The 23,315-nt window shown below is 64.0% G+C and carries 17 protein-coding genes; 8 read left to right on the top strand and 9 right to left on the bottom strand.

Annotated features, from left to right (window positions below):
- Positions 1-147 precede the first annotated feature (147 nt).
- The gene (locus tag LNV06_RS21445) at positions 148-1,443 is read left to right on the top strand and encodes a citrate synthase (RefSeq protein WP_263540348.1); all 1,296 of its coding nucleotides are present in this window, start codon (positions 148-150) and stop codon (positions 1,441-1,443) included.
- 54 nt (positions 1,444-1,497) lie between these two features.
- Here the strand turns inward: LNV06_RS21445 and LNV06_RS21440 are convergent, their stop codons facing one another.
- Together LNV06_RS21440 and LNV06_RS21435 are read right to left on the bottom strand one after the other, a co-directional pair.
- On the bottom strand, positions 1,498-2,328 hold the full coding sequence (locus LNV06_RS21440) for an HDOD domain-containing protein (protein ID WP_263540347.1): 831 nt from the start codon (positions 2,326-2,328) through the stop codon (positions 1,498-1,500).
- A 202-nt stretch (positions 2,329-2,530) separates the two neighbouring features.
- Positions 2,531-3,271, bottom strand: coding sequence for a Crp/Fnr family transcriptional regulator (locus tag LNV06_RS21435; RefSeq protein ID WP_263540346.1), 741 nt, complete (start codon positions 3,269-3,271; stop codon positions 2,531-2,533).
- Positions 3,272-3,440: 169 nt separating this feature from the next.
- Between LNV06_RS21435 and LNV06_RS21430 the strand changes: the two genes are divergently transcribed.
- On the top strand, positions 3,441-4,040 hold the full coding sequence (locus LNV06_RS21430) for a hemerythrin domain-containing protein (RefSeq protein ID WP_263540345.1): 600 nt from the start codon (positions 3,441-3,443) through the stop codon (positions 4,038-4,040).
- Positions 4,041-4,051: 11 nt separating this feature from the next.
- Here the strand turns inward: LNV06_RS21430 and LNV06_RS21425 are convergent, their stop codons facing one another.
- The 4 genes from LNV06_RS21425 to LNV06_RS21410 all read right to left on the bottom strand — a co-directional run bounded on the left by LNV06_RS21425 (position 4,052) and on the right by LNV06_RS21410 (position 13,722).
- On the bottom strand, positions 4,052-5,359 hold the full coding sequence (locus LNV06_RS21425) for a glycerate kinase type-2 family protein (RefSeq protein WP_263540547.1): 1,308 nt from the start codon (positions 5,357-5,359) through the stop codon (positions 4,052-4,054).
- Between the two features lie 36 nt (positions 5,360-5,395).
- Entirely contained in the window at positions 5,396-6,604 is a 1,209-nt protein-coding gene (locus LNV06_RS21420; RefSeq protein ID WP_263540546.1) for a urate hydroxylase PuuD, read from the bottom strand.
- A gap of 141 nt (positions 6,605-6,745) precedes the next feature.
- Entirely contained in the window at positions 6,746-12,682 is a 5,937-nt protein-coding gene (locus tag LNV06_RS21415) for a DUF7379 domain-containing protein (RefSeq protein ID WP_263540344.1), read from the bottom strand.
- A 104-nt stretch (positions 12,683-12,786) separates the two neighbouring features.
- Entirely contained in the window at positions 12,787-13,722 is a 936-nt protein-coding gene (locus LNV06_RS21410; protein WP_263540343.1) for a caspase family protein, read from the bottom strand.
- A gap of 164 nt (positions 13,723-13,886) precedes the next feature.
- On the opposite strand from LNV06_RS21410, the gene LNV06_RS21405 reads away from it, so the two are divergent.
- The gene (locus LNV06_RS21405) at positions 13,887-14,492 is read left to right on the top strand and encodes a DinB family protein (protein WP_263540342.1); all 606 of its coding nucleotides are present in this window, start codon (positions 13,887-13,889) and stop codon (positions 14,490-14,492) included.
- A gap of 87 nt (positions 14,493-14,579) precedes the next feature.
- On the opposite strand, the gene LNV06_RS21400 is transcribed toward LNV06_RS21405, so the two are convergent.
- Positions 14,580-15,818, bottom strand: coding sequence for a glycerophosphodiester phosphodiesterase (locus LNV06_RS21400; protein WP_263540341.1), 1,239 nt, complete (start codon positions 15,816-15,818; stop codon positions 14,580-14,582).
- Between the two features lie 322 nt (positions 15,819-16,140).
- Here LNV06_RS21400 and LNV06_RS21395 point away from each other — a divergent pair, with 322 nt between their 5' ends.
- Positions 16,141-17,025: a PEP-CTERM sorting domain-containing protein gene (locus LNV06_RS21395; RefSeq protein ID WP_263540340.1), complete on the top strand. Its 885-nt coding sequence runs from the start codon at positions 16,141-16,143 to the stop codon at positions 17,023-17,025.
- A 1-nt stretch (position 17,026) separates the two neighbouring features.
- On the opposite strand, the gene xdhC is transcribed toward LNV06_RS21395, so the two are convergent.
- Both xdhC and uraH read right to left on the bottom strand, forming a co-directional pair.
- Positions 17,027-17,911, bottom strand: coding sequence for a xanthine dehydrogenase accessory protein XdhC (gene xdhC / locus LNV06_RS21390; RefSeq protein WP_263540339.1), 885 nt, complete (start codon positions 17,909-17,911; stop codon positions 17,027-17,029).
- A 19-nt stretch (positions 17,912-17,930) separates the two neighbouring features.
- Entirely contained in the window at positions 17,931-18,326 is a 396-nt protein-coding gene (gene uraH, locus LNV06_RS21385) for a hydroxyisourate hydrolase (RefSeq protein ID WP_263540338.1), read from the bottom strand.
- 85 nt (positions 18,327-18,411) lie between these two features.
- Between uraH and puuE the strand changes: the two genes are divergently transcribed.
- The 4 genes from puuE to LNV06_RS21365 are packed head-to-tail and all read left to right on the top strand — an operon-like array spanning position 18,412 to position 23,274.
- A complete protein-coding gene (gene puuE / locus LNV06_RS21380) occupies positions 18,412-19,371 on the top strand; it encodes an allantoinase PuuE (protein ID WP_263540337.1) in 960 nt (319 codons plus the stop codon).
- An 8-nt stretch (positions 19,372-19,379) separates the two neighbouring features.
- On the top strand, positions 19,380-21,179 hold the full coding sequence (gene uraD / locus LNV06_RS21375; RefSeq protein WP_263540545.1) for a 2-oxo-4-hydroxy-4-carboxy-5-ureidoimidazoline decarboxylase: 1,800 nt from the start codon (positions 19,380-19,382) through the stop codon (positions 21,177-21,179).
- A complete protein-coding gene (locus LNV06_RS21370; protein WP_263540336.1) occupies positions 21,176-22,432 on the top strand; it encodes a M20 family metallopeptidase in 1,257 nt (418 codons plus the stop codon). The genes uraD and LNV06_RS21370 overlap by 4 nt, the downstream gene beginning before the upstream one ends.
- Positions 22,429-23,274 (top strand): transporter substrate-binding domain-containing protein, encoded by an 846-nt coding sequence (locus LNV06_RS21365; RefSeq protein WP_263540335.1) that lies wholly within the window; start codon positions 22,429-22,431, stop codon positions 23,272-23,274. The genes LNV06_RS21370 and LNV06_RS21365 overlap by 4 nt, the downstream gene beginning before the upstream one ends.
- The last annotated feature ends 41 nt before the right edge of the window (positions 23,275-23,315 follow it).

Here is a 23,315-nt window from a genome sequence, read left to right as displayed (position 1 = left end):
CCTCTCAAACCTTTTGCTCGCCTTCGAGCCTGCAACTGCGCCAATCACCACGTCATCTCGTCCCACAAAAAAAACCCACCCCTCAACAAGCCCGCGATTAGACTGGCCGGCGATCAAATCATCAATCTTGATCAAGTTCATCAATATATGAATTCACAACAGCCCAAGAAAGGCCGCCAAGCCAAGGCCAAGCCTGCGGAGCCCAAGCTCGCCCGGAACCTGCCCGTCACCGGCACCTACACCTTGTTGGACTCCAGCGAGGCGGCGGCGCGCCTGGGCATCAGCAAGGCCACGCTCTATGCTTATGTGAGCCGCGGCCTGCTGAGTGCGTCGAACGACCCCAGCGATCCGCGGGTGCGGCGCTACTCCAGCTTTGAGGTCGAGCTGCTGCAGCGGCGCAAGCAAGGCGGTCGGCAACGCGAACAGCAAGCGCGGGCCGCGCTCAACGAAGGACTGCCGGTACTGGATACCGCTTTGTCCTGCGTGCGCGAGGGCGAGCCCATCTATCGCGGCCGCCCCGCCCTGGCCATGGTGGAAGCCGACTGCAGCGCCGAAGATGTGGCCCGGCACCTCTGGCAGTTCGCCCCGGAACTCGACCCTTTTGCCAGCCCGGCGCCGACCTTGGGTGCAAGCTGGCAGATGCTGCGAGCGCAGTTGCCGCTGGGCCCAAACAGCCGTCCCTTGGCCTTGTTCGCCACGGCACTGAGCGATCTGCATGGGCCGGCCTGGCTACCCGATGGCGAGGCCCTGGCCTTGGCCTGCGCAGCCCATTTGCGCGCCCTGGTCGCCAGCTTCTTGAACCGCCCGCCCAGCCATGAGGCGCTTCACACGCAGTTCCGCCGCGCCTGGCGGCTGCCCGCCTCAAGCGATGCGGCCTTGCGCCGGGCCTTGGTGTTGGTGGCCGATCACGAGATGAATATGGTCAGCTTCAGCGCCCGCTGCTTGGCCTCGGTGGAGGCCAGTCTGGGCGCCGCCATGCTGGCGGCCATGTGCAATCTAACGGCCACCTTCAACGGCGGCGCCTGCGCGCAGGTGGAGGCTCTTTGGGATGAGATTGCCGCAGCGCCCGATATGAAGGCGGCATTGAGGCGCCGGCTGGACCGCGGCGAAGGCTTGCCGGGTTTTAATCATCTGTCCTACCCCGGCGGCGACCCCCGCGCGCGCCGCCTGCTGGAGGAATGCGCACTGCTGGCGACCGGCGAAGCCCCATCCCTGCAGCAGACCCTGCCGCAAACCCTGGCACCGGCCGTGGCCCGCCTGACCGGCTGGAAGCCTTCGCTGGACTTTGGACTGGTGGCGCTGCGCCGCGCGCTCGGCGCCCCAGCCGACGCCGCACTCAGCCTGCAAATGGCCGGCCGCGGCATCGGCGTGATGGCCCATATCCTGGAGCAAAAACGAAGTGGCCAGCGGCTTTGGGTGCGGGCGCGCTATGTGGGGCCATGACGTCGAGTCCGGAGCGAGCGATGCGGCCTTTTGCCCCGCCGGCGCCATGCAAATTCAGTGCAGCAACTGCTCCACATCGCTGGCCACATCGCCGGCGGCTTCGATCTTGGCCGCCAGAAAGTCCAGGTCCAAATGCAGATGCTCGACCAACTCGGGCACCGCCACTTGCAGGGCATGGCTTGGATTGTCATGGTGTTCGGCAGCATCGGCCAAAACCTCAGCCAGATGCAGCACGGCGGCCATCAAGGAGAAGGGGCGAATCTCCATCGGGGTGTTGGCGTCTTTGAAGGCTTCCACCATGGCGGCCGGAAAGTGCCAGTGCGAAGCCAAGGAAGCCGTCACGTCCGCATGCGTGCAGCCAAAACGATGCTCTTCGAGCGAGAAGCGGCTGCCCGGTTCGTCGGCATGGGCCTCCACGTCGGCCACCAGGTCGGGCTCGCTCATGGCCATCATGATTTGGCCGGTGCGCAGCATCAGGCCAGACAGATAAGCCGTGTCGGCATCCAGGTGCAGCATTTTGCTGAGGATGCGGGCATAGGCGGCGGTGCTGACGCTGTGGCGCCAGAAAAGCGCGCGATCCAGGCCCTTGACGACCGGAAAGGCGCCTGACAGACAAGCGGCCAAAGAGAGATTGCGTAGGGTTTCCATGCCCAGCGCCGCAGCCGCGTCGCTCAAGCTAGAGATTTGGTGCGAAGGACTGTAGCGGGCCGAATTGGCAAGCCGCAAGACTTTGGCCGAGAGGCTGGCGTCTTTGCCAATCAGGTCGGCAATCGCGCCCAGGCTGATGTTGTCGTCATCAAAACTGCGCATCAGGCGGTTGGCCACCTCAGGCATGGTGGGCAAGGCGTTGTTGTTTTGGAAGAACTTCTCGGCGGCAGCGGTCACATTGGTCTCCTCTGGCTCTGGCTCGGAACGAGCATTAGGAAAGGCTCGCACCTGCGAAGCCCCTCGACTGCAGTCTAAGGGGCCTCAGCCCGGCTGCACCAGCAAGAAGGACCAGAAAAACAGAGAAATTCCGAGCACTCCGCCTCAATGTCAGGGGCAGGGGCAAGGTCAGGGCGACAGATCAAGCGCCGAGGACGGACGCTCAATCGTGGGCCATGGTTTGCAAGGCCCCCAGATTCAGCAGACGGATGGTGTAACCCTTCACCTCGATGAGCCCGGCGCTCATCAGTTGCCTCAGCAGACGAGACAAGGTTTCCGGCGTGATGGCGAGTTGAGCCGCCACCTCACGCTTGCGTTCTTTCAAAGCCACATCAGCGCCGCTGCTCGGCGAGCGCTGCGTCAGCAGCCAGCTGGCCAAGCGTTTCTGCGCGTCTTTGGCCATCAAGTCATGGGTGGTGCCGGTGAGGTTTTGCACCGCGCGGGCCATGGCCTGCATCATTCGTTCGCGCAGATCAGGAAAGCGCCCCAGCAGCTGGCGCAAGCCGTCCACGGGCAGCTCCAGCACCGTCGCAGCAAGCAGCACCCGAGCATCTTGCCCATGGCCGCCACCCAACCAGGCACTGCTGATGTCCAGCCAGGCTGGGCCATGAATATTGCGTTCCAGATGGAAGGCTGGGCCTTCACCGGCCACCCCTAGGCCCACGGCCCCGTCCACCACCGCCACCAGATGCGTGGCGCTTTGTCCCCGTCGGAATACCGCCTCTCCCACCATCACCCGCCGAGAGCGCAAGAGCAGGGCCAAGGCCTGCCGCTCGGCCTCACTCAGGCGCGGAGGGCCGAAAACGGCGTCCCATCCCGGCACCCAGACTTCGGCCGCGCGGTGATGGCTGCTGCTAATGCCACTGCTGCTGCGGGCGATTGATTTGGCGCTTGTGGTGTCCACGATGGCTTGGATCCAATCAAGTGAGGGTTGGCGAGGCGCGGCACAAGGTCAATCAAAGTACCGGCGTATGAGCGGCAATGTCGGTCATGCTCGCCGTCCTGTCTTTGCGCCATGTCAAGACTCGCGACCGCCGCACAATGGCGAATCCAGGGTTTTTGATCCAAGACATATGGCGTCCTCGATTCCCATCCCGCGCGGCACCGGCAAGAAGCCCGAGGCCGGCGTTCCGCATGGCTTGCAGCCTGGCAGCAGCTACGAAGCGCCGTTTGAGCTGCTGGCGGCTTGCCACGATCGCCTGCGCGCCAGCTTGAACTTGCTGGACAGGCTGGCCCAGCATCTGCAAGCGCAGGGTGCCGACGCTGCAGCCGCTCATGCCGCACAAGACCTGCTGCGTTACTTCGACGTGGCCGCGCCGCTGCATCACCAAGATGAGGAGTTGCATGTATTTCCTGCGCTGGAGCGTCAGGGGGAAGCGCAGCTGCTGTCGCTGTGCCAAAGCTTGCGGCAGCAGCATGAAGAAATGCGCGAGCAATGGCTGCAGCTGCGACTGCAGTTGCTCGTGCTGCAATCCGCGCAGGCGCTGCCGCCAACAAATCCAGACTGGGCCGCATTCAGTGCCGCCGCGCAGCGCTTCATTGAACTGCAGCAAGCCCATCTTGAGAGCGAAGACGGCCTGATCTTTCCTGCCGCCTCAAGGGCCCTTGAGCCACAGCAGCAAGCCGAGATTGGCCGCGAGATGGCCGCCCGGCGCGGGCTGCAGCTGCCCTGAGAACGGCAAAACTACAGCACGAGCACGGCTCGGAAATCGTTCACATTGGTGAAGGTGGGCCCGGTGATCAGCAGATCGCCCAAGGGCGCGAAGAAGCCGCGCGCATTGTGCGCGTCCAGCTCTGCGCGGGCATTCAGGCCCAAGGCGCGGGCCCGCGCCAAGCTGCTGGGTGTCAGCAAGGCACCGGCGTTATCGCAGACGCCGTCGATGCCGTCGGTATCCGCCGCCAGCGCGTAAACGCCCGGCTCGCCATCCAAGGCCAAGGCACAGCCGAGCAAGAACTCGGTGGCCCGGCCACCTTGGCCCGACTTGGCACTTTCTTTGCCGGCCAGCGTCACTGTGGTCTCGCCGCCCGACAAGATCACACAAGGCTTGGTAAACGGTTGGCCCCGGCGCGCCACTTCTCGCGCCAGCGCCGCATGCATACGGCCCAACTCGCGGGATTCGCCTTCCATCGCATCGCTGAGCACATGGGCTTGCAAGCCCAGCGCACGCGCCGCCTCAGCAGCGGCTTGCAGGCTTTGCTGCGGCGTCGCCATGAAGCGCAGCGCTTGTTGCGCGAACACGGGGTCATCGGGCTTGGGCGTTTCGAAGGCACCCGAGCGCAGACCGGCCCGCGCCGCATCCGGCAAATTGATGGCATAGCGCTGACAAATGGCCAGAGCGTCAGCACATGTGCTGGCATCCCCCACCGTTGGGCCTGAGGCAATGACCGCCGGCTCATCGCCCGGCACATCGCTGATCAAAAGGGTCAGGACTTGCGCCGGTGCACAGGCCGCCGCCAATCGGCCGCCTTTGATGGCTGAGAGATGCTTGCGCGCACAGTTCATTTCATCGATGGAAGCGCCGCTGCGCAGCAAGGCGCGATTGACCGCCTGCTTGTCGGCCAGGCTCAAGCCCGGCGCGGGCAAGCACAGCAAGGACGAGCCGCCGCCCGAGATCAGGCAAATGACCAGATCGTCCGCGCTCAAGCCTTGCGCCAGTTGCAGCAGCCGGGCCGAGGCCGCCAGGTCTGCCGCATCAGGCACCGGGTGCGCCGCCTCGACCAACTCCAGGCGCTGCGCTTTGTAGTCCGGCGGGCAATGGCCGTAAGGGGTGATCACCAAGCCACTGAGGGCGAGGTCCTTGGGCCAGGCCGCCTCCAGCGCCTGCGCCATCGCGCCACCGGCCTTGCCGGCGCCCAGCACCAGGGTGCGCCCTTGGCCCGCCTTGGGCGCAAGCCGCCGCAACTCGGGCAGATGCGCCGCCATGCGCTCTGCAGGCAAGGCGCGCCGGACCGCCGCATCAAACAAGTGACGCAAGATCTCGCCAGGCGGCATCTGAATTGCACTCAACACGGTCTCCCCGATCAATGCTCAATGCGGCTTTACTTGCTGAGCGGCATACCAACGCCCAAGCAAGGCTCGCTCCTCCTCAGTAATGCCGGTGGCATTGTTCAGCGGCATGGTTTTTTGCAGCACGGCTTGCTGATAGAGCGCTTGCGCGTTCTTCTCAATCAACTCGGCGCTGTGCAGCTGCACCCCTTTTTGCGCCAATTCGGCGTTGTGGCAAACGACACAGCGTTGCGCCACCACGGCTTGCACCTCGGCCATGCTCGGGGCGGCGGATCCGTTCACTGCTGCGCTAGGCGGCGTGCTCCTGGGCGCCGTTCCGATGATCAAACCCGCCAGCAAGACGAATGCCGCCAGCAGCAAGCCCCAGGCGTTGACGCCTTTGTGGCGCTTCACAAAATAGCTGCGCACCAACACGCCCACCGTCATCAGCACGATCAGCAGCAGCCAGTTCTGCGCATGGCTGTAAAGCATGCCGTAGTGGTTGCTCAGCATGGCCACCAGCACCGGCAGGGTGAAGTAGGTGTTGTGCACGCTGCGTTGTTTGCCGCGCTGGCCAAAGACCGGGTTCACCGGCCGGCCCGCGCGCATATCGGCAATCACCTGCTTCTGGCCCGGAATGATCCAGAACAGCACATTGGCGCTCATCATCGTGGCCATCATGGCGCCGATCAGCAAAAAGGCGGCGCGGCCCGCGAAGAGCTGGCAGGCCAACCAGGTGGCGGCGGCGATGAAGACGCCGATCAAGCCCAGCACGCGGCCATCGTGGCCGATGCTGCCATCGGCGTTGTGGCCCAAGCGGCGGCAGATTTGGTCATACACCAGCCAGCCCGCCGCCAAAAATCCCAAGGCCGCGCTGATGGCCGCAGGCGCGCTCCAATCGAGCACACGCCGGTCGATCAAATAGCTGTCGGCATTGAACAGGTACAGGGTCACGAAAAGCGCAAAGCCGCTGATCCAGGTCCAGTAGCTCTCCCAGTAAAACCAGTGCAAGTGCTCCGGCAGATTGGGCGGCGCCACCATGTACTTCTGCGGGTTGTAAAAGCCCCCGCCATGCACGGCCCAAAGCTCGCCGTCCACGCCCTTGGCGCGCAAGTCCTCGGCCATCGGCTTGCGTAAATGGTTGTCCAACCAGACAAAGTAGAAAGAGGCACCGATCCAGGCAATGCCAACAATCACATGCAGCCAGCGCAATAAAAGGCCGGCCCAATCGAGCAGATAGGCGCTGTTCATCCAAACCCCGAAGCGGCTCACCACAGGCGGGCGCTGTGAGCTGCGTTAGGTCGCGTCACTCAAAGCCGCTGCGACACCATTCCTTTGTGCGGCAAAGTGTAGCGAGCTTCAGCGGATGCTACGGCGAAGGCTCCCGAGCACTCAGGACTTGGCATTCTTCTTGGCTTGCTGCTTCCCTTTCGGCTTTGCCCGCGGGGCCTTGGCCTTTGTGCGGGCACTGAGCTTGGGCGGTCTGTCGCTGCGCGCGGCGTGGCCGGGCATGAGGCTTTGCGCCAAGGCGATCAGGCGGTCCGCCGTGCGGCTCAGCGCCTCGTCGTCATGCTGCGCCAGCGCCGAAGCATCGACAAAGCGGGACAGTCGCTCCAATCGGTCCACCATGGCCTGCAGCTGCAGTGGCCGCACCGTCACGCAGCCCAGTGCTTCGGCATAGCTGGACGACAAGTCCTCGAAGCAGCGCCGCCCTTCTTCGTCAGCCCGCCCCAGCTGACCATCAATCAAGCGCTCGACCAACAAGGCCTCGGGCTGGATCAGCAAGTCCCAGGGGCTGGGCTGCATGGCGAAGTTCTGCGCAGCCGCGCGCCGGCATTGCTGGGCCAGCTCGAGGGCGGCGTCTTTTTCGGCCGGGCTGGGCCAATCGGTCAAGGCATCCAGGGCCAGCCGGTACAAGGCATGGCAGGGGCTGAAATGCTCGGACCCTGGCTGCCCTTCGCCGGCACGGTAAGCCTCCACGCTGGTTTGCAGGCAAGTCGCCATCGCTTTGGCGGCCAAGTCCTGTGCCGCCGTGTCCAGCTGACCACTCAACATTCGCCGCGCCTGCAAATTGGCCTTGCGTTGCCAAGCAGCGCCGCGCAAGGCGGTGCGTTCACTGTGCATCGAGGTTTGGGGCAGCAGCGGCTCGCCATCAGGGCCGCAATCGCCATTGACCACCAAAGCGTCCAGCCCATCCAAGCGACGCAGGGCCAAATCGATCAAGGCCTCGGCAGCCCGCAATTGCTGCTGTGCCGCTCGGTCGCCGGCCAAGGCCGGCCCCAGCGCCTGAACCGCGCGAGCCTCGCCCCAACGGGACTCCACATCGACCAGCTTTTCAAGATCAGAGATAGGCACACCACCGATGCGGTCCACCGCTTGCGCGGCACTCAAAAAGGCGGCCCGCGCGCGCTCCCACTGGCCCAGATCAAACCAAGTCTGGCCCAGCGCATATTGCAGCTGCGGGTTTTGTTGCCAGCCCGCCGGGCAGCGACGCGCCAAGGCATCGGCAACCCGATCAACCTGCGCTTGCAAGGCTCGCGAGCCCAGATCGTCGCCACGCCGGGCCAGGTCAGAGCGCAAGCGGGCCAACTCATCCAACATCTCGTCGGGTGACACATAGCGGCTGGCTGCACCGCCGCCGAGGCCGCCTTCCGCCGCCGGCTCGGCCAACCAGACAGGGTCCCCATAGGCTTGGAAAGCGCCCCAGGTGATGTCCTCGGGATGGTGCTTCCACACCTCTTTGCGGGCACTGAACACCGCGTCGCCAAAGGAATGGCGGCGCAACAGGAGCTGTGCATAAAAGACCTCGCCGAACAGGCGGGCCGACTCATCATTGACCGCCCAACCCGCCACCACCACACAGCGCACGCCAATGGCGATGAGCTCGCGCGCCACGCTGGCCGCCAACTTGTTGCTGCCAGGGCCTTGCGCGCCGCTGTCGACCTGACCCAGATGGCAGCAGTTCAAGAACACCAGCTCAGGCACCGTCTCCATGGCCATGATTTCTGCCGCCGTGATCAGCAAACCATCGGACAGCAGCACGCCGCTGCGGCGGCGCCCATCGGCATGCGGCAAGTCAAACAGGCCGTGGGCCGAGATATGCAGGATGCGCCAGGGCTTGGCGTAGAGTTTGGCCAGCACATCGCTGGCTTTGTTGAAGCTGCCGATCACCGCTTCGACTTGGTAGCCCATGCTGGTCAAGAGTTCTTGGCAGGCCTCGCCCTCGGCCTGAGCGCCCGGCAGATCCGGCGGGTCTTGAGTCGGCTGGCCATTCAAGACCGGGAAGCCTTTGGCGAAACCTGCCACCGAGGGATTGGCGATCACCAGGGCCTGCCGCAAGACACTTTGGTGCACCGTGGCCCGGAAGGTCTGCGCCGACAACTGGCGCACCACCGCCGTGCGCAAGGCCAGCGGCTGCTTTTCTTCGGAGGGGCGATCCGGGTCATCGGCCAACATCAGCTCCCAGGGCAGATTGGCGGTGTAGCCATCCACCACCAACACCACGCGGTCGAGCTGACGCGCAGCATCCTTGAAGTCATGCGGCACCATCAGCTGGAACAGCATGCGGCCGAAGTCTTCGTTCCAGATTGGATTGCCGATTTGCTGCGCCACCATCTGCTCGATCAAGCCAGGCTGCCGCTGCAGGGCTACCGACTCGGCGCGAGCCCGCTGCCCCACGAACACAAAGCGCAGCTTGTCGGCCAAGGGGGCAGCCCCCGGAACCACCGGGTTCTGCGATTCGCTGCGCTCGGCATCGGTGATGATCAAACGCGGCCAATAGCTGGAATTGCCATCGTCAAAGAGTCGCTGCCGGAAGCCTTCTCCTTGCTGCAGTTCGCTTTGACAGAGCAGCGCCGTGCCCTGTTTTTCGGCCTGCGCCGCCAGCTGCCCACTGAGGGCACGCAAGGCATAGGTGGCGCCGATGGCGGTGTCCAGATAGAGCTCGATGATGTCCAGCCGGGCGATGCGGATGTTCAAACGGGTGGCGGCATAAAAACGCGCATTCGCCTCCATCACGCCGCGCACCAAAGCCTCCACCGAGGCCGCCACGGTCAGATTGGCCGAGGAGTTATAGCCCAGAAGCAAGCTGGACAGCGGCACCTCGCGGTCGGCCTTGCCCAAGACATCAATGACTTGCAGCAAGTAGCGCAAGGCGCCGGTGCGCACCGCCTCGGTCAAATCGGCCGGGCTCAAGGCCCGGTCATAAGAGCCCAGGCCGGTGACCACAGCGCCACTCAGGCTTCCAAACCTGCGCTCAAAGTCACCGCGCACCCGCAGCACCACGGCCGCCGTGCCGCGCGCGCCGGCGTAAAGGCCAAGGCTGTGGCGCTCACTGAGCTCTCGGTTCAAGAGCTCGCGGTCGATCAAAGCCTCGGCGCCGGCGATGGGGTCCCGCTCGTAGTGCCCGACCATGATGGGGTCGCTGACAAAGCGCAGGTCCATGGCGCGCACGGCCACTTCGAGCCGCCGCTGCGTGCGCGCAGGCACCCGGTTGCGCGCTGAGCTGCCCATCAGCCCGCGCATCAGGGCATCGGGGTCATCGGCATTGGGCGGGCCGGCGTCGTAGATGAGCGGCTGGGCTTGCTCAATCGCTCGGCTGCTAGGCGGCTGCGCGCTCAGACCCGAAGTGGCGCCCGAGTTCAGCAGCTCGGTGATGGCGACGAAGTGAGCGCTGGTCGACAAGAGATCGCCATGCGCCGCCGGCATGTAGTACTGCCGCCCGATGCCACCAATGCGCCCGGAGGCCCAGGTCACCGTGCCATCGCCCCGCGAGGTGCCCACCATCTTCAAGCGTCCACCTTCTTCGCACAGACCACAAGGGGTGTTGGGCGCCTGGCCGAAGATATAGATGCTCTTGGTTTCGTAGGCGGCGGGCAGAGCCGGCTGGGCGGAGCCGTCTTGCGCCCACAACCAGCTGGCTGAGTCCAGCACCGATTGAGCGGGCGTGCCGGCCAATTGGTCGCCGAACCAGAAATCGCTGACCTTCTCTTTCAGCGTCAACCAGGTTTGCGCCTGCTGATAGGCATAACTGGCTCCGCCCCCGGGTTGGCCCTGGAACTGATCTTGAAAGCCCGGCTTGGGCAGCAGCTGCAATGCACCGCGGAAGCCGGCAATGATGTCCAGCACCTGCTGCATATCGTGTGTCAGGTCCAAGCGCACCAGGGTGCGCAAGGTGGCGCCCTTGCCAATCAAGTTCTCCACCATCGAGTGCGCGCCCTGGTGAGGTGTGCCCAGCATCAGCAAGCGCGAGCCTTCGCGCGCCATCAGTTGATCCATCACCGCGCGGCGCTTGTAAATGCAGGCCCGCACCACCAAGCCGCCCATGCTGTGCGCCAGCAAGCGAACCGGTTGCTGGGTCTGTTGCATCAGTCGATCCAGGAACTCCCCCAAGCGCTCGGCCAAGACATCCAGCGGCTGGCGCCAGTCATAAGGGAAGGGTTCGACCCGGTGGCTGTCGGCCAAGTGCTTGCAGACCCGGCCATAGAACATGGCGAACAGCTCATCCGCCTCCACCGTGGGCTTCGACCACTCGATCTTGGCCAAGCCGCCGGTGGCGATATCGCCCGGGTCGAACCAAACCCGGTCTTTTGCGCCAACACGCAGATGCGAACCCATGATGCCCGGCAGCACCACCACCACCGGCCGGTCGGCCGCGCCGACACTGCGGCTGGCCCCGGCTGCAGCGAGCGCCGCCTCGTAATCGGCCGGATCGGGCAAGGGCCGGAAGCTGCTCAGCTCCAGCGGCTGCGCTACCACCAGCCAGTCGCGCAGGGCGGCGCGGGTGTCGATATTGACGAAGTAGCGGAAGTGCGAAACATCCGCCCCGCGATCAAACAAAACTCGTGCCGCAGACTTGGGCGCAATGCCGGCCAGCATGGCGGTGGTGTTGACCACCAGATCGTTGTCGTCATTGTCGAAGAGCAGAAAGTCCGTCAGCATGACGCCAAGCCGGCGCAACAGATGGCCGCCCTGAATATCGCCGGCAATCACCGACATCGCCGTGCCCGGCCGCACCGGTGCATCGCGCAGCAGGCGCGCCATCGGCGAGTCGGGCAGCATGGCCTCGATGCCCGGCACCAAATGGGCATTGGTGCGGTTCTTGGCGATCTCGATCACCACCCGCTTGAAGGCCGAATACCAAGGGCTGCCGAAGAAGAAAGGCACCGTGCCAATCAAGCTCAGCAGGCCAGACAAAAAGACATCGAAATTGCCACTGGCCAACTTGGTGCCGCTGGCCGGCGAAGCGGCGCGCACATAGCGCTGCACCACGATCTGGCGCTCGCGCAACAAACCGGCCAGGGTGCGCAGCTGCGCGCGTTGTTCCGCATGGGCCGTTTCCAACTCCTTGATGACGCGTTTGGCCTCCTCGGCATCGGCATCGCCCGTGCCTTTGAAGGCATAGGCATAACGGTCAATCAAGGCGTCAAAGTCTCCCAAGCACAGCAGATCGGCCACCAGGCCTCCGCGCGAATGAGAGACCAGACAGACCTGGGCACCCATCGGAAGAGCGCGGACCAGATCAATGGCGTTCTCGATTGGGCTTTGCGACAGGGTGCGATGCTCAAAGCCGTAAATGCCACCGCTGAAGCGAGCCTGCAGCGTGCCCCACAAGTCACGGTCGCCACTGCGCAGCTCGCCAAAGCTGCCCAGGGTGCTGGAGCCTGTGCCGTGCACAAAGACCAGCATCGCCCCCGCAGGCGGCTGGCGTTCGAAATCAACCGGTTCCAAATCTTGCGGCTTGCCGGTGGCCGAGACCCAGCGGTACAGACCCGGTGCTTGCGAGAGCTGCTTTTCAATGGCCCACATCAAGGCCTTGGTGCCGGCCCAGCTGACGCCAAGCTCGGCCTTGTTCTTCAGCTCGCCCAGCGCCGCGTCGATGATGGCATCGGGCGCCGCCCCCACCGCGAAGCTGAAGACCTTGCTGATCAGCCCGCCCACCGCCTCGCCCAAGCCGCGACCCGGCGCTGCGCCTTGGGCACGCAAGGCCTCCAGCAAGATTTCGCCGTCTTCCCCGATCAGCTCGGGATGAGTTTGCTGCAAGGTCGCCCGCAAACGCGCCGCGCTGGTAATCAGGCAGCTGCCATCGGCCAACTCCAGCACCAAGACCTCATTGGGCGCGGCGGCATGGCTTTGCGCCAAGGGCAGGCCTTCCGCGCTGCGCGCCGCCGGGCTCATGTCAAACGCGCTGAGTGGCTGCAAATAGCCTTCGGGCAGGAAAGCATCATCGCGCCGCTCGGCGGAGCGCGCCGCCGGGGTCAGCAAGGCGGGCAGTTGCAGCCGCGCGGTAGGGCGACCGTTCAGTTTGAGGGTGATCTGCGGCTCGGCCATAACTTGGGTCTCCTAGGGGCTCTTTTTGATGGAGGCGGGGTAGTCGCAGCAATGAGTGCCGCGGCGCTGCTGGCACGCACGGCCCTTGGGTCACTCGGGTCAATTCAAACCGTGAAGGGCTTCTGTTTCATGAAGCTCGCCAAAGCCGCCTGATCACCAAGCAGGAATAAGTTGGGCGACTGGCTGGGCGGCATGCCAGCGCGAATGCGGCTGTGGAAGCTGCTGTAGTTGCCACTGAAGGCGCCGCTATTCCAGATCTTCAAGAGCTGGCCGGTAAAGGCGCCGTTGTGCTCGCCATCCATCGAGGTCTGGTTGTCTTGGCAACCTGAGATCAAGACCACAGATGGCTTGAATTTGCCCACCAAGGCGGTGGCCTGCGAAGCGCCGCCGACCAGGGCCAAAGCGGCATCGGGGTCGACGACGGTCTTGGCGGCCTCCGCCAAGACCTTGCGCTGCAGATCGTCATAGAACTTCTTGTGCGTCTCATAGACGCGACGCGCCACCTCGGCTGGCATCAAACGCGGGCGTTGGCCGGCCGGAGGCGGGGGCGGCGGGAAGTCACGCGTGACCGTACCGCTGTGGCAACTGTCGGACAAGACCAGAACCCGCACCCCGGCAGCGAACTTGCTCAGCTCAAAGTAAAGCTCGTCATCGATCAGCTGACCATCGTACAAGCACAGGGTTTCGTCTTTGTGGTCGGGCTCGTCGCCGTTCACATCCCCCACCTGGCCGCCATGGCCTGAATAAGTCATCAGGAACAAGTCCCCTGCTTTCAAGCTCTTGGCGGCGCTGCGCATGGCGGCCAGCGTGGCCGCGCGCGTGCCTTTTTTGGTCAGCAAGACCGTGGGCTTCATGCCTTGTGACTTGGCCAACGCCGCCATGTCTTTGGCATCAAACTCGCAAGCCGCGAGTGGCCCGTCCCAGCCCCCATAAGCGGCCGGGTCCACGGCATTCAGGCCAATGTGCAGCGAGAGTGCATTCGCCTTGGCCGCGCTGGTTTTAACGGGGGCCTTGCTGGCCGGGGTGACTTTGCTTGCCATGGTGCGGGTCTCCTGGCCGAATTGCGCGCGGCCTTCGGCTTGTTGTGAATGATTGAGAAAGAAAAAAGAAGGGTGCGCCGCCGACGACGGCCGCCTGCGATCTTGGGCGTAGCCCCGAGAATGCGAAACCCCTAGGATCATTCGACTTATCAGGAGCTTTTGCCATGACGAAAGACCAGCCGCTGAGCCAGCACCTGCTGCGCATGGCCTACAACAACGCCTGGGCCAACTATCGGCTCTTGGGCGCTTGCATGCAGCTCAGCCCCGCCGACTTCGAAGCTACGCGCTGCAGCTTCTTCCCCTCCATCAAGGCCACGCTGAATCACACCCTGTGCGTGGATTGGTTCTACTTGGATGCGATGGAGCGCGAGTTGCAGGGCCAAACGCCGCACCCCGATTGCTATGTCTTTTTTGCGCAAGAGCAGCCCTATGCGCAGTGCGCCGACTTGCGTGCCGAGCAGATGCGCGTCGACGAGCGCCTGATCCGCTACTGCCAAGCGCAGACCGACACGGACTTGCAGCGGCCCGTCACCATTGCCCGGCCGGGCCGGCCGCAGATCGACACGCGCAGCCGCTTGCTGGCGCATCTGTTTCAACACCAGATCCACCACCGGGGTCAGGTGCACGCCATGTTGGCAGGCACGTCGGTGGCGCCGCCGCAGCTTGATGAATTCTTTTGCGCTGGCGAAGCTGGGGAGCGCGCCGCTGACTTTGCGGCGCTGGGCTGGACCGAAGCCCAGGTGTTTGCCGAGCCCGCGAGCGGGGCATAAAAAAACCGGCCCAGGGCCGGTTCTCTTGAACTGCACTCAGCAGCGAGTCGCCGCTGAGTGTGAGTGCGATCTGAGCAATCTGAGCAATCAGATGCTCTTGCGACGACGCACCAGCGCCAGTGCGCCCAGGCCAGCCAGCAACATGGCATAGCTCTCAGGTTCCGGCACGGCGGAGGCCGCCACGGCGTTCACCGCGGCCACACCGGTGTCGGTGAAGTCGGTGAAGATGCCATCCACACCCATCTTCAGATAGGCTTCCATTTCCTTTTGTGGATCGGCAAAACCCAGCATCGAGGCGTCGTTGCGGAAAGTCCAGGTGTGCACGAAGAGGCCATTGGCGTGAGCGTTCTCGATCACGCCGGTCGAGCCGTCAACACGGCGGTCTTTGCCAGTCAGTGCGCCGTCGCCGTCACGGTCCACGCCGTCCGCCACGGTCTTCATCAGATAGGGCTTCCAGGGGCCGATGCCGTCGGCATAAGTGGCCACGAAGGACAGGCCGACCGAGCTCACCAGATCGGCAAAAGTCAGCTTGCCGCCACGGTTGGCCACGTCGAAAGGCTTGTCATACGGTGCCACCAGCGACATCGAGCCGTCTGGATTGACATCATCGGCGTCCACCAATTGCACCAACTTGATGTCGGTCTTGGTGTTCAGGTACTGCAGGTTCGAGACTTCAAAGCTCTGAATGAACACCGGCGCATTCGCCACATTGCCGTAAGCGCTGTGCAGCGTGGACACCAGCTTGTCTTCAAAGTAGGTCTTGCTGCGGCCCTGGGCCAGCGACACGCCCTGCATATAGGTCGAGTGCTTCAGCTCTGGATAGATGCCGATGGTGCGACCGGTCTCGATGCTCTTGGCCTTGGCCAGGGCGATCACTTCGTCCAGGGTCGGCACCTTGAATTGGCCGTCATAGGTGGTCGGGCGGCCGGCGCGGGTTTGCATCGCGCCCAAGGTCTTCAGCTCGGCCAAGGTGAAGTCTTCGACGAAGTACTGGTCCTTGTAGACGACGCCGTCGATGGTCTTGGTCGTCATGCGGTTGGCGAACTGGGACAGCTGACGCACATTGGTGGAGTCACCGATGACGGGCTCGTGGCGAGCCACCAGCACGCCGTCCTTGGTCATGACCAGGTCGGGTTCGATGTAGTTGGCGCCCAGCTCGATGGCCTTGGTGTAGCCCTCGATGGTGTGCTCGGGCATATAGCCGGAAGCACCGCGATGGGCGATCACCAGCGGCGCATTGCCGTCCAGCGTGCTCCAGGCCAGGGCTGGGGCGGCGGCCAGCACCAGGGCGGCGGCGAGGGAGGAAAGTACGAATTTGGGCTGCATCTCAGGCTCCTTGGATAGCCGCACATACTGACAGCGCTCTGTGAAATCCCTGTGGCAAGCAAGATCCAAATGGACTAATCAAGCCTCCTCTGTGACAGTTTTCGATCTAGGGGGAGTACCTTCCCAGCACCAAAGCGGCGCCACACAATCGGCTGCCGTTTGGGCTGCCGTTTTGGCTACCCGTTTGGCAGCCATTTCGGCCGCGGTTTCGTCCGCTACAGACCCGAAGCCGCCTATTTCCACTTCTTTCTGCATCTTTCTTCATCGACAAACAGGGAGTCGAGCCATGTCAGAGCAAGGAAACCTCAGGTCTCAACATCGCATGGCAATGGCTGTCATGGCTGTGGCCGGCCTCGCCAGCAGCGCCCAAGCCGACGTCATGCGCGCCACCGAGTTGCAGCTGTTCCGCGACGGCACAGTGGCCAGTTGGCTGAATGGCGAGAACCTCTATCTTCGCGACGACTTCAGCAACGGCAATGCCTTCCAAGGGCCGAACTTCCCGAGCGGCAATCCCTCGAACTATTCCTTGATCGATCTGGCTGCAGGCGCCGACCCGAACCTGGCGGCGCGCGAAGAAGGCAACGCGTTGATGCTGGATTCCAGCTACGCCACGCCGAGCACTGGCGCCACCGGCGGTGTCGGCAAGTCATTGAGACTGCGCCTTTCCACCAACGTGATCGACTCGGGCAGCGGCCTGGACCAATCCCGGAGCTTTGCCGTGGCACTGTCGCTTTCGCTGAGCGCCCTGCCTCAGCCGGGGTCCACCTGGGGGCTTCGCCTCAGTGACAACTTCAGCAATAACAACGATGTCTTGGAGCTGTCGGTCTATACCAGTGCTAACGGCGGCCCCAGCGGCATCTCATTTCGCAAGCAAGATTTCCCGAACCAAAGCATCACGGTTTACGGCAACACAGCACTGACACTGCCCAACGGCGCAGAAGGCATTGTGCTGGTACTCAGCCACAACGAAGCCGGCAGCGACCAAATCTTTGGCAACTACGGCTATCTGGATGATCAAGGCAATTTGATCAGCGCCCTGCAAACCTTTGATACCAGCGGCACCGCTTTCCGAGGCGAAACCCACACCCGGGTCGAGCTGCGCGCGGTGCAAGCCGTACCCGAGCCCTCGACCTGGGCTTTGTGGTTCGCTGGCGCAGGCTTGATGCTGGCGCGCCGCCGGCTCAGCGCTGCGGCTCGCTCGCGCTAACTCAAGACGCCTCTGGCATTGACGGTGGCGCGGCGCTGGCTTGCAGCAGCAGCTGCGCCGCCACCGCCACCGCAATCACCTCGGGTTGCTTGCCGGCAATGCCGGGCAAACCAATCGGGCAACAAACGCCGTCCAGCTCGGCTTCGCTAAAGCCTCGTTCGCGCAGCCGGGCGCGGAAGCTGGCCCATTTGCTCTTGCTGCCGATCAGGCCGATGAAGGGCAGGTCATTGCGTTCGCGCCGCCGCTCCAGGCAAGCACGCACGATGGCCAGGTCCTCCGCATGACTGAAGCTCATGATCAAGACGCTGGAGCCCGGCAACAAATCACGCGCCGCACCTTGCACTGGCTCGGAATGCTCGGCTTTGATGGATTCAGGCAAGCCGCTGGGGAAGACTTCGTCGCGGCTGTCGATCCAGTGCAGCTGCACCGGCAGCCTCGCCAAGACCCTCGCCAGGGCCTGCCCCACATGGCCGCCACCGAACAAAGCCACCGACATGGGCGGAGGCTCCGCTGAACCCAGACGTTCGGCCAAGCCGGCGCTGTCGCTGACTTCCAGCCATTCATAACGCAGCGCCACAGTGCCACCACAGCATTGACCCAAGCTGGGACCCAAAGCATGTTCGCTGAGCACAGCGTCAGCGAAGCGCCCCGCTTGTAGAAGCTGCCGCGCTTTCGCAATCGCCTCGAACTCCAACTGGCCGCCGCCGATGGTCGCAATCAAGGGCGCCACTGAGCCCTCGCCCCCCACGGCCATCCAAGTCCCCGGCCCGCGCGGCACGCTGCCCTTCACCAGCATCACCGTGACCAAAACCAAGCTGTGTTGCTGCAGCGCCGACTGCAGCCGATCCAGATCGCTGTGCAAGGCGAAGAAGGATGAAGCTCCCATATCGACTCTCAAGCTCCGCTCAGCTGCCACGGTAGGTCGAATAGCTCCAGGGGCTGGTCAGCAGCGGCACATGGTAGTGAGCGGCGGCATCCGCCAGCCCAAAGTCCAGCGGCACCTCATCCAGAAAAGGCGGCTCGGGCAAGACCACCCCAGGCTGGCGCCTGAAGTACTCGGCCACAGCAAACACCAGGCGGTAGCGGCCAGGCAAGAACTCCGCGCCCGCCAGCAAAGGCGCATCAGCGCGGCCATCGGCGTTCAGCACAAGCGACTTCAAGAGCAAGACCTGACCCTCGCCCTGCAGTCGATACAGGCGCACCCCCATGCCTGCGGCGGGCTGGCCTTGCATGGTGTCCAGCACATGGGTGCTGAGCCAACCTGGGGCGCTGGCCGTATCGGTGTTTGCTGCTGTGCTCATGGCTTGCTTGCTCTCAATGTCAAAGGGGTCAAGATTTGAGGCAAAGTGTAGGCAAGAAAACTCTCGCCACTGTTTGCTGCCCGCCATGCGACAAAGCCCGACCCCACATCGCTACCCGCGCGACCTGATTGGCTATGGGGAGCATCCGCCTCATGCCCAGTGGCCGGGCCAGGCCCGCATCGCACTGCAGTTTGTGCTGAACTATGAAGAAGGCGGCGAAAACTCGGTGCTGCATGGCGACGCCGGCTCGGAGCAGTTCCTCTCGGAGATGGCCAACCCGCCAGCCTTTGCCGCGCGGCATCTGAGCATGGAGAGCATTTACGAGTACGGCTCGCGGGCCGGCGTCTGGCGCTTGCTGCGCGAGTTCGAAGGGCGCGGTCTGCCGCTCACCGTGTTTGGTGTGGCCATGGCCTTGCAACGCCACCCCGAGCTCTGCCAGGCTCTGGTGCAGATGAACCATGAAATCGCCTGCCACGGTTGGCGCTGGATCAGCTACCAGGGCGTGGACGAAGCCACCGAGCGCCAGCATATGAACGAGGGCATGGATGTGCTGCAGCGCCTGACGGGTGAGCGCCCCTCCGGCTGGTACACCGGCCGCGACAGCCCCAACACCCGCCGCCTGGTGGCCGACTACGGCGGCTTTGAGTACGACAGCGACTACTACGGCGACGACCTGCCCTTCTGGCTGCAGGTGCGCAAGACCGATGGCGCGCTCAGCCCCCATCTGGTCGTGCCCTACACGCTGGACTGCAATGACATGCGCTTTGCCCTGCCGCAAGGCTTTTCGCAGGGCGACGAGTTTTTTGAGTACCTGCGCGACAGCTTTGATGTGCTCTACAAAGAAGGCGATGAGGCGCCCAAGATGATGAGCGTGGGCATGCATTGCCGCCTGCTGGGCCGACCCGGGCGCATGCGCGCGCTGCAGCGCTTTCTTGATCATGTCGAGAAGCACGAGCGAGTTTGGATTTGCCGCCGGGTGGACATCGCGCGCCACTGGCGCAGCGTTCATCCCTTTGACGCTTCACGCGCCTTCATCTGGGAATGAGCATGACGATGACTTTGAGTTTGAGTGCCTTGAATGCGGCCACGCCCGCGCAGTTCACCGAGCTGCTGGCCGGCACCTATGAGCATTCACCCTGGATCGCCGAGCGCGCCGCTGCCGCGCGGCCGTTTCAAAGCCTGGCCCAGCTCAAGCATGGCTTGGCTCAGGTGGTGCGAGAGGCCAGCCGAGAGGAGCAACTGCAGCTGATACGCGCCCACCCCGAGCTGGCCGGCAAGGCCATGGTGGCCCAGGCCTTGACGGCCGAGTCCAGCGACGAGCAAGGCCGCGCCGGGCTGACCCACTGCACGCCCGAAGAGTTCGCCCGGCTGCAGCAGCTCAATGCCGACTACAGCGCGCATTTCGGCTGGCCCTTCATCCTGGCGGTGCGCGGCCCGCGCGGCCTGGGCTTGAGCCGTAGCCAAATCATCGAAGCCTTTGCGCGCCGCCTGCAAGACAGCCCCGAGCAAGAGTTGGGCGAATGCCTGCGCCAGATTCACCGCATTGCCGAGATCCGCTTGAATGACAAGTTTGGCGTCTCGCCCGATCTGGGAAATTTAGTCTGGGATTGGGCCGAAGCCCTGGCCCAGCATTCCGACCCCGGCTATCAAGAGCAGGGCGAACTCACCGTCACCTATCTGACGCCCGCCCACCAAGCTTGCGCCGCCCAGCTGCGCGAATGGATGCTCAAGGACTGCGGCTTTGACGAGGTGTCTATCGATGCGGTGGGCAATGTGGTGGGACGTTTTGAGGGCCACTCCGACAAGGCGCCCAGTTTGCTGACCGGCTCGCACTACGACACCGTGCGCCACGCCGGCAAGTATGACGGGCGCCTGGGCGTGCTGGTGCCCATGGCCTGCGTGCGCGAGCTGAGCTTGGCCGGGCAGCGCCTGCCCTTTGCGATTGAGGTGGTGGCTTTTGCCGAGGAAGAAGGCCAGCGCTACAAAGCCACTTTCTTGGGCTCCAGCGCCTTGACCGGCAGCTTCGACCCGGCCTGGCTGGACGAAATGGATGAGCAAGGCATCGCCATGCGGGAGGCGATGCGAAGCGCCGGCCTGCCGGGCGAGATGGCGGCCATCCAGGCGCTGGCGCGTGACCCGGCCCACTATCTCGGCTTTGTTGAAGTGCATATCGAACAAGGCCCGGTGCTGCAGGCTCTGGACCTGCCGCTGGGCATCGTCACCTCCATCAATGGCAGCGTGCGCTATCTGGGCGAGGTGATCGGCCAGGCCGCCCACGCCGGCACCACGCCCATGGGCCAGCGCCAAGACGCGGCGGCCGCCGTGGCCGAGCTGCTGCTCTACGTGGAACAGCGGGCAGCCGAGCAAGACAGCACAGGCGCGGTGACCGTAGGCACGGTGGGCCAATTGCAGGTGCCGCAAGGCTCCATCAATGTGATCCCCGGCCGCTGCCAGTTCAGCCTGGATCTGCGCGCCAGCAGCAACGCGGCCCGCGATGCGCTGGACGGCGATGTGCGCGCCGAGCTGGCCCGCATCTGCCAGCGCCGCGGCCTGCGTTGGAGCCTCACCCCCACCATGGCCGCCAAGGCCGCGCCCAGCGATGCGCGCTGGCAAGCGCGCTGGGAGGCCGCCGTGGCCAGCCTCGGCCTGCCCCTGCACCAACTGCCTTCCGGCGCCGGCCATGATGCGATGAAGCTGCATGATCTGATGACGCAAGCCATGCTTTTTGTGCGCGGCGGCAATAGCGGCATCAGTCACAACCCGCTGGAAAGCATCAGCAACGATGACGCTGATTTGAGCGTGCGCGCCTTTCAAGCCCTGTTGAACCATTTGGCGGAGGAACTCTCTTCATGACCGACTCATTCGAAAAACTAGACGCCTGGATCGACGCACACTTTGATGAAGAAGTGCGCTATTTGCAGGCGCTGGTGCAGGTGCCCACCGACACCCCGCCTGGCAATAACGCACCGCACGCCGAGCGCACCGCCGAGCTCTTGACCGCCATGGGCCTGCCCGTCGAGCGCCACCCGGTTCCTGCCGAGCAAGTGCAGGCCTTTGGTCTGGCCTCCATCACCAATTTGATCGTGCGCCGGCATTACTCAGACACCGGGCCGGTGATTGCGCTGAACGCGCATGGCGATGTGGTGCCACCCGGCGAGGGCTGGACCCATGGCCCCTACAGCGGCCATATCGAGGGCGGTCTACAAAGCGGCAAGCTTTACGGCCGCGCTGCCGCCGTCAGCAAGAGTGATTTCGCCAGCTACACCTTTGCGCTGCGCGCGCTCGAAGCCCTGGGCCTGCCGCTGCGCGGCGGGGTGGAGTTGCACTTCACTTATGACGAAGAATTTGGCGGCGAACTCGGCCCCGGCTGGCTGCTCAAACAGGGCCTGACCCGACCCGACCTCTTGATCGCCGCCGGCTTCAGCTACCAGGTCGTCACCGCTCACAACGGCTGTTTGCAGATGGAAGTGACGGTGCATGGCCGCGCCGCGCACGCCGCCATTCCCGACACCGGCGTGGACGCCTTGCAGGGCGCGGTGGCGATTCTGAACGCGCTCTATGCGCAGAACACGCTGTACAAAAAAGTGAGCTCCCAGGTCGAGGGCATCACCCACCCCTATCTGAATGTGGGCCGCATCGAAGGCGGCAGCAACACCAATGTGGTGCCGGGCAAGGTCAGCTTCAAACTGGACCGCCGCATGATCCCCGAGGAAGACCCGGTCGCGGTGGAAGCCAATCTGCGCAAGCTGATCCGCGACACCGCAGCCCTGGTGCCGGGCTTGAGCGTGGACATCAAACGCCTGCTGCTGGCCCATGCGTTGCAGCCTCTGCCCGGCAACCAGGCCTTGGTGCAAGCCTTGCAGCGCCATGGCGAGGCGGTGTTGGGCGAGCCCATCCCAACCTCAGGCACACCGCTCTACACCGATGTGCGCCTCTACGGCGAGCACGGCATCCCCGCCGCCATCTACGGCGCCGGCCCGCGCACCGTGCTGGAGAGCAATGCCAAGCGCGCTGACGAGCATCTGAACCTGGCCGATTTGCGAGGTGCCACCAAGGTGGTGGCGCGCACGCTGCTGGAGCTGCTGAGTCCAAGCGCCAAACCATGAGCACCCGACGCCAGTTCGCGCTCGCGCTGACTCTTGGCGCCGCTTGCGGCAAGCCTCAGGCGAGCTCGGTGGTCCGGGAGCCGATGCCCGCCCAGGAGTTTCTGAAAGCTGGACTGCTGTTCAGTCACTACGACTACCCACCTTTTGTGACCTCGCCTGGCCAGGGGCTGACGCAAGACTGGGCGCAATGGATGAGCGCGAGGCTGCCGCCTGGCATGGGGCCGTTTCGCGTCCAGTTGCTGCCCCGAAAACGACTCGATCTTGAAATGAGTCACCCGGGCTGGATAGGTCTGGTGCCCTGGGTCAGCCCGAGCTTTTTTGGCGACGTCTCCATGCAGCGTTATGTCTGGAGCGCTCCCGTGATGGAAGACGGCGATCTGGTGCTCTCATTGAAAAAGAAGCCCGTGCTGTATCAAGGCACCAGCTCCCTCAAAGGCTTCAAGCTCGGAGGTGTCGCGGGCCATGTCTACGCAGAAGTCGAGCCCATGATCGCGGCCGATTTGATGCAAAGAGAAGATGCCCCGACGACCCAAAGCAACTTGCAAAAGCTGCTGCGCGGCCGCGTGGATGTGGTGTTTCTTTCTCGCAGTGGCCTGCCTTGGTGGCGCCAACAGATCGAGTCTTTTGACGAGCAGGTCTATGTTGCGGAGCAGCCTCGCAACAACTTCCAGCGGCGCTTTTTGATCTCGCCTGACTTGCCCCAAGCTTGGCGCGACTTGGTGCTCACGGCAGCCCGAGACATGCCGCAAGACGCTGACTGGCAATTGGCGCTGAGTCGCTACGGACTGCAAGCCCTGGCGTCAAAGAAACATAGCGAGGCGGGTGCTGCAACTTGGGCTTGAAAAGCGCTCCCCTAGAATCTTCGGCCAAAGCGCCTCCATGC

Origin of the sequence: Paucibacter sp. Y2R2-4, from assembly GCF_025717535.1 — a bacterium.
Taxonomy (GTDB): Bacteria; Pseudomonadota; Gammaproteobacteria; order Burkholderiales; family Burkholderiaceae_C; genus Paucibacter_A.
Note: the sequence above shows the minus strand (reverse complement) of the source record. Positions and strands in the feature narration are given on the sequence as shown.

Excerpts from the sequence above, each read along its gene's own strand:
- LNV06_RS21445 (WP_263540348.1), top strand. The coding sequence starts at position 148 with ATGAATTCACAACAGCCCAAGAAAGGCCGCCAAGCCAAGGCCAAGCCT.
- LNV06_RS21430 (WP_263540345.1), top strand. The coding sequence starts at position 3,441 with ATGGCGTCCTCGATTCCCATCCCGCGCGGCACCGGCAAGAAGCCCGAG.
- LNV06_RS21425 (WP_263540547.1), bottom strand. The coding sequence starts at position 5,359 with ATGCCGCCTGGCGAGATCTTGCGTCACTTGTTTGATGCGGCGGTCCGG.
- LNV06_RS21420 (WP_263540546.1), bottom strand. The coding sequence starts at position 6,604 with ATGAACAGCGCCTATCTGCTCGATTGGGCCGGCCTTTTATTGCGCTGG.
- LNV06_RS21415 (WP_263540344.1), bottom strand. The coding sequence starts at position 12,682 with ATGGCCGAGCCGCAGATCACCCTCAAACTGAACGGTCGCCCTACCGCG.
- LNV06_RS21410 (WP_263540343.1), bottom strand. The coding sequence starts at position 13,722 with ATGGCAAGCAAAGTCACCCCGGCCAGCAAGGCCCCCGTTAAAACCAGC.
- LNV06_RS21405 (WP_263540342.1), top strand. The coding sequence starts at position 13,887 with ATGACGAAAGACCAGCCGCTGAGCCAGCACCTGCTGCGCATGGCCTAC.
- LNV06_RS21400 (WP_263540341.1), bottom strand. The coding sequence starts at position 15,818 with ATGCAGCCCAAATTCGTACTTTCCTCCCTCGCCGCCGCCCTGGTGCTG.
- LNV06_RS21395 (WP_263540340.1), top strand. The coding sequence starts at position 16,141 with ATGGCAATGGCTGTCATGGCTGTGGCCGGCCTCGCCAGCAGCGCCCAA.
- xdhC (WP_263540339.1), bottom strand. The coding sequence starts at position 17,911 with ATGGGAGCTTCATCCTTCTTCGCCTTGCACAGCGATCTGGATCGGCTG.
- uraH (WP_263540338.1), bottom strand. The coding sequence starts at position 18,326 with ATGAGCACAGCAGCAAACACCGATACGGCCAGCGCCCCAGGTTGGCTC.
- puuE (WP_263540337.1), top strand. The coding sequence starts at position 18,412 with ATGCGACAAAGCCCGACCCCACATCGCTACCCGCGCGACCTGATTGGC.
- uraD (WP_263540545.1), top strand. The coding sequence starts at position 19,380 with ATGACTTTGAGTTTGAGTGCCTTGAATGCGGCCACGCCCGCGCAGTTC.
- LNV06_RS21370 (WP_263540336.1), top strand. The coding sequence starts at position 21,176 with ATGACCGACTCATTCGAAAAACTAGACGCCTGGATCGACGCACACTTT.
- LNV06_RS21365 (WP_263540335.1), top strand. The coding sequence starts at position 22,429 with ATGAGCACCCGACGCCAGTTCGCGCTCGCGCTGACTCTTGGCGCCGCT.